Origin of the sequence: Micromonospora sp. H61, from assembly GCF_018070325.1 — a bacterium.
In the GTDB taxonomy this organism is placed as follows: Bacteria; Actinomycetota; Actinomycetes; order Mycobacteriales; family Micromonosporaceae; genus Micromonospora; species Micromonospora salmantinae.
In genome coordinates, this window is the sequence record NZ_JAGPXY010000147.1 from 1 (window position 1) to 4,627 (window position 4,627).

Below are 4,627 nucleotides of genomic sequence, written 5' to 3' on the forward strand. Positions count from 1 at the left end.
GGCGGCCCGGCGCGAGGATCCCCCTCCGCGCCGGGCCGACGTCGCTTCGAGCGGTGGGCTCAGTTGCCGACCCCGCAGTCCGGGGCGGACCAGCTCGTCGTGTTCGAGCTGTCGTCGCTGTTGTTCTCCCGACGCGAGTCGACGTGCACGTGGTCGTCGTGGTCGGGGTAGCCCGGCCCGTAGATCCCGCTGAAGCCGTTGTTACGGGCGGCGCGGGCGACCTGGCACAGCGAGGACGTCCGTGAGGTCACGTCGGCCGCGTTGCCGTACAGGTGTTGGCTGTCGGACGCGCCGCCGACCTGGTTGTTGCAGGCGCGACTGCGGAAACCGCTCGACACGTTGAGCGGCTTGTCACCGAGGCTCTTGCGCAGCGCCTCCAGCTTCCACATGGTGCGCAGCGCGTTCTGCTTGGTCTGGTTCGCCGACAGCGGGCCGCCGCTCCACCCGCTCCCGCCACACCCGTTGTCCAGCTCGCCGTAGGTGAAGTGCGCGGGCGTGCAGTCGTTGTCCTGGAGTTGGTACAGCTTGGCGAAGGTCTGTGGGCCGGCGATGCCGTCGGCGCGCAGCCCGTACGCCTGCTGGAACCGCTTGACCGCGGCGGCGGTCTTGGGCCCGTAGCGGCCGTCGTTCTCCACGATGTCCCGGTAGCCGGCCCACCCGGCGACCCGGATCTGCAACTGGCGGACGTCGTCACCGGAGCGCCCCTGGGTCAGGGTGCGGTTCCAGGTGTAACAGCCGTCCGCGTGCGCCGCCGGTGCGGCGACCACCGTGGCGATTGCGGCCCCGGGCAGTGCCAGGGCGAATGCGACGGCGACCCGCTTCAAGGTGTTTACGCGCACAGAAGTCCTCCCGATAGGAGAGCGAATGGGGTGGCTCCAGGACATCGACCGAGAAGTCCCGTGATTTCCACCCTCGCACCGATCAGTGCCGTTGGAGGTGATTAACGAGAATCGTGCTCACAATCTGCTGTCCCTGGGTATTGGCTGGGAATTCGGCTGATTTGCGAAACAGTCATTTCCGGCCGATCACCTCTCCTACGGCCAAGGGCACCGAACGTCGCAATCTGCCACACGGTGGGTGATGTTCCCGGGGTGATGGCGGCCGGTACCGTCAGCTCCGGGGTGGCGGACTGGCGGAGGTGCGCATGGCACGCGGTGGCGTCTTCTGTGTCGAGGGTCAGTGGCACCGTGACCTCAACGAGCGGGGCTCGGTGCTGCCCACGCTGGAGCTGCTGGAGCGGCTGGGCAAGATCCGCTTCATCCACAAGGACGCGGCCACCCGCGACGAGTTGTTCTACTTCCTGGACCGTTGGCTGCTCAAGCAGTACGCCGACCACCGGGTCGGCTTCTTCGCCATGCACGGCGAGCCGAGCCGGCTCTGCCTCACCGACTGGCAGTCGGTGGAGTTGAACGAGGTGGCCGAGCTGATGGCCGGCCGCGCGGAGGGACGGCGACTCTATTTCGGCAGCTGCTCGGTGCTGCGCGCCTCGGACGCGGTGCTGCGCGAGTTCCTGGAGGTCACCGGAGCCGCTCTGATCTGCGGTTTCACCCGCGAAGTCGACTGGGTCGAATCGGCTGCCTTCGAAACCGTGCTCCTCGACGTGCTCGCCAACGGCCAACGACACAATGCCGCCGAGCTGCGGATGGGCTCCGCCCACTGGGCGCCGCTCGCCTCGTACCTCGGCTTTCGGGTGATCTACGCCAACGGTCGGGCCTGGCGTCCGTCCGGCCGTCCCCGGGTGCCCACCCAGGCGGTGCACCGCGCCGTGGCCCGACCCCGCTGACCCGCCGACCCCGCTGCGCCCGCACCCTGGTAGGAACGGGGAATGGCACGCAGCATCGCAAGGAACACCCGGGTCGACCGGGACGGCCTGCTCGACTTCCTCCGGCCGCGACACCGCGTCGTGCTGATGACCACCCGGGCGGACGGGCGACCGCAGTCCTCCCCGGTCTCCGCCGGGGTCGACGGGCAGGGGCGGCTGGTCGTCTCCACCTACCCGGAGCGGGCCAAGGTGAGCAACCTCCGCCGCGACCCCCGGGTCTCGGCCTGCGTGCTCAGCGACGACTGGAACGGCCCCTGGGTGCAGATCGACGGCACCGCCGAGGTGCTCGACCTGCCCGAGGCACTGGAACCGCTGGTCGAATACTTCCGCAGCATCTCCGGTGAGCACCCGGACTGGGACGACTACCGGGCGGCGATGGTGCGTCAGGGCAAGTCGCTGATCCGGGTCACCATCGACGCCTGGGGTCCGATCGCCACCGGTGGCTTCCCGGCCCGCCTCGCCGACTGACCGTTCCGTCAGCGCTCAGTCGACCAGGGCGGCGTAGACGAGCTGGCGCAGCTGGGAGCGGAGCGGGTAGGTGCTCGACGGCATCAGCTGCGTGAACAGCAGCGCGGTGATCTCCTCGGCCGGGTCGACCCAGAACGCGGTGCTGGCCACCCCGCCCCAGTAGTACTCGCCGAGGCTGCTCGGCACCCGGCTGGGGATCGGGTCGTCGACCACCGCGAAGCCGAGGCCGAAGCCGATCCCGTCCAGGGTGGTCTCGGCGAAGCCGCCGGTGGACAGGGTGCCCAGGTCCTGACCGCCGGGCAGGTGGTTGCGGGTCATGAACCGCACCGTGCGCGGCCCGAGCAGCCGCACGCCGTCCAGCTCGCCGCCGCGCAGCAGCAACTGGGTGAATCGGTGGTAGTCGGCGGCGCTGGAGATCAGGCCACCGCCGCCGGAGAGCAGCGCCGGCTTGTTGAACGCGAGCGACCCCAGGCTGTCGTAGCGGACGGCCCGGCCGCTGCGCGGTTCCGGTACGTAGAGCGCGGCCAGCCGGTCGGCCTCGTCGCCCTCCACCCACCAGCGGGTGTCGGTCATGCCCAGCGGGCCGAAGATCCGGTCGGCGAAGAACGCGTCGAGGCTCTGCCCGGAGATCACCTCGACGAGTCGGCCCAGCACGTCGGTGGCGACGGAGTAGCCCCACGCCGAGCCGGGCTGGAACAGCAGCGGCAGCTCGCCGAAGGCCGCGCAGGCGCCGGCCAGGTCGACGTCCGCCGGCGGGTACAGGTCGTAGCCGGCGGCCCGGTAGAGCCCGTCGACCACCGAGGTCTGCATGAAGCCGTACGTCAGGCCGGCCGTGTGGGTGAGCAGGTGCCAGACCCGGATCGGCTCGACCGCCGGCACCGTGTACGGCTTGAGCGCCGACCCCTTGGAGTAGACCCGCAGGTCGGCGAACTCGGGCAGCCAGCGGCTGATCTCGTCGGTCAGCTCGAACCGGCCCTCCTCCCACAGCATCATCGCCGCGACCGAGGTGACCGGCTTGGTCATCGAGTAGATCCGCCAGAGGGTGTCGGCCTCTACCGGTGCGCCCGACTCCCGGTCGCGCAGCCCGTACGTCGAGGAGTGCGCCACCTCGCCGCGACGGGTGACCACCACCTGCCAGCCGGCCAGTCGGCCGTCGTCGACGTACCGGCCGAAGTGCTCGTCGATCCGTGCCAGCCGCGCACTGTCGAAGCCGATCTGATCCGGGTCCTTGCTCCGAGCCACACTCACGCCGCCGAACCTACTCGCCGGTAGACCGACACCGGAAGGGGGTCGGCGCCGGCCCGCCGGCCGTCGGCTGTCGGCGGCGCCCACTAGCCTGGCCGGATGCCGGAGTTGACCGAGGACGTGACCTTTCGCAACGAGGACTGGTACGGCGAGGAGCTGACCGACCGGCACTTCGTGGGTTGCGAGTTCTTCGGGATGGACCTGACCGAGGCGGTGAGCAGAGGCGCGGTCTTCACCGGGTGCACGTTCGGCAACGTGGCGTTCAACGCCTCCCGGCATGTCGACTCCGCCTTCACCCGTTGCGTCTTTCGGCGGTGCAACTTCTTCGAGGCCGAGTTCACCGGCTGCAAGCTGGTCGGCAGCACCTTCAGCGAGTGCGATCTGCGTCCGTTGACGGTGGACGGCGGTGACTGGTCCTTCGTCGCGTTGCCCGGTGCCGACCTGCGTGGCGTCCGGCTGACCGGGGTGCGCATGCGCGAGGTGGACCTCACCAGGGCCAACCTCACCGGTGCTACGGTCACCGGTGTCGATCTTTCCGGGGCGCAGCTGACAAACGTCCGGCTCGGCGGCGCCGACCTGCGGGGCAGCGATCTCACAGCGCTGGACCCGACGGTCGTCGAGCGGGCCGGTGCCGTGATCGACGTCGAGCAGGCCGTGGTCGTCGCGCAACTGCTCGGCTTCCGGATCGGCTGACCCGAAAGGCGCTGGTGGTCTGCCCAGGTGCCCGTCCGGGGCGGCCGGGTTGTCCGGCGGCGTCCCATTGTGGGCTGGACACGTCCGGCAGTCCGGATCTAGCGTGTCGTCCACGCCCGGGTAAACGTGAAACTGCCCACAGTGGATGGTGTGGTCCTCGGCGGTCCAAAACGGCCGGGCGGCGGAGTTGGAGGGGTCGGTGGCGGACGAAGACCGCACGCGGGCTGGTTCGAGGGCTGGCGACGAGCCGCCGAAGCACCGTCCGCGTGCCATTGCCGCCGGGACGACCCGCAGCGTGTTGCGCCGCGCCCGACAGCGGCGGCGCTGGGCGGTGGAGGGAGCCGCCGTACTCGTCTGCCTGGTGGTGTTGATCTCGTACCTCGCCACCCGGTCCGGTCC

At 70.1% G+C, this 4,627-nt stretch carries 5 protein-coding genes and 1 pseudogene; 4 read left to right on the top strand and 2 right to left on the bottom strand.

What is annotated here, in order from left to right:
* Positions 1–59 precede the first annotated feature (59 nt).
* Positions 60–839, bottom strand: a complete 780-nt coding sequence (locus KBX08_RS32245; RefSeq protein WP_210787532.1) for a D-Ala-D-Ala carboxypeptidase family metallohydrolase — start codon at positions 837–839, stop codon at positions 60–62.
* A 305-nt stretch (positions 840–1,144) separates the two neighbouring features.
* Here KBX08_RS32245 and KBX08_RS32250 point away from each other — a divergent pair, with 305 nt between their 5' ends.
* Together KBX08_RS32250 and KBX08_RS32255 are read left to right on the top strand one after the other, a co-directional pair.
* Entirely contained in the window at positions 1,145–1,783 is a 639-nt protein-coding gene (locus tag KBX08_RS32250) for a DUF6642 family protein (RefSeq protein ID WP_210787533.1), read from the top strand.
* A gap of 42 nt (positions 1,784–1,825) precedes the next feature.
* Positions 1,826–2,290: a PPOX class F420-dependent oxidoreductase gene (locus tag KBX08_RS32255; RefSeq protein ID WP_112582263.1), complete on the top strand. Its 465-nt coding sequence runs from the start codon at positions 1,826–1,828 to the stop codon at positions 2,288–2,290.
* Between the two features lie 15 nt (positions 2,291–2,305).
* Here the strand turns inward: KBX08_RS32255 and KBX08_RS32260 are convergent, their stop codons facing one another.
* The gene (locus KBX08_RS32260; RefSeq protein WP_210787534.1) at positions 2,306–3,538 is read right to left on the bottom strand and encodes a serine hydrolase; all 1,233 of its coding nucleotides are present in this window, start codon (positions 3,536–3,538) and stop codon (positions 2,306–2,308) included.
* Positions 3,539–3,634: 96 nt separating this feature from the next.
* Between KBX08_RS32260 and KBX08_RS32265 the strand changes: the two genes are divergently transcribed.
* Entirely contained in the window at positions 3,635–4,228 is a 594-nt protein-coding gene (locus KBX08_RS32265) for a pentapeptide repeat-containing protein (protein ID WP_210787535.1), read from the top strand.
* 199 nt (positions 4,229–4,427) lie between these two features.
* A pseudogene (locus KBX08_RS32270) lies at positions 4,428–4,627 on the top strand (hypothetical protein); the annotation flags it as partial.